This window comes from Lyngbya sp. CCY1209, from assembly GCF_035615495.1.
Classification (GTDB): Bacteria; Cyanobacteriota; Cyanobacteriia; order Cyanobacteriales; family Microcoleaceae; genus Limnospira.
In genome coordinates, this window is the sequence record NZ_JAJENU010000528.1 from 1 (window position 1) to 222 (window position 222).

At 49.1% G+C, this 222-nt stretch carries 1 pseudogene; it reads left to right on the forward strand.

Annotated elements, in window-relative coordinates:
- Nucleotides 1-95 (forward strand): annotated as a pseudogene (locus LKE08_RS17470) (ribosome biogenesis GTPase YlqF); the annotation flags it as partial.
- Nucleotides 96-222 lie beyond the last annotated feature (127 nt).

The window sequence follows — 222 nt, forward strand, 5'->3', positions numbered from 1 at the left end:
ATCAGGGCGATCGCGAACGGGCTGCCCGTCAATTACTCAACGATTTTCGCAAAGGCTTGTTGGGTGCGATCGCTTTAGAAGTCCCACCAGATTAATGAAAAAAGCAAGCCGTAGGGGCAACCTTATAGGGTTGCCCATTTTTTGAAAAATCTCGGGTTGCCCATTTTTTTGGAAAATATACGGAGGGCGAACGCCATTCGCCCCTACACCCTACACCCTACA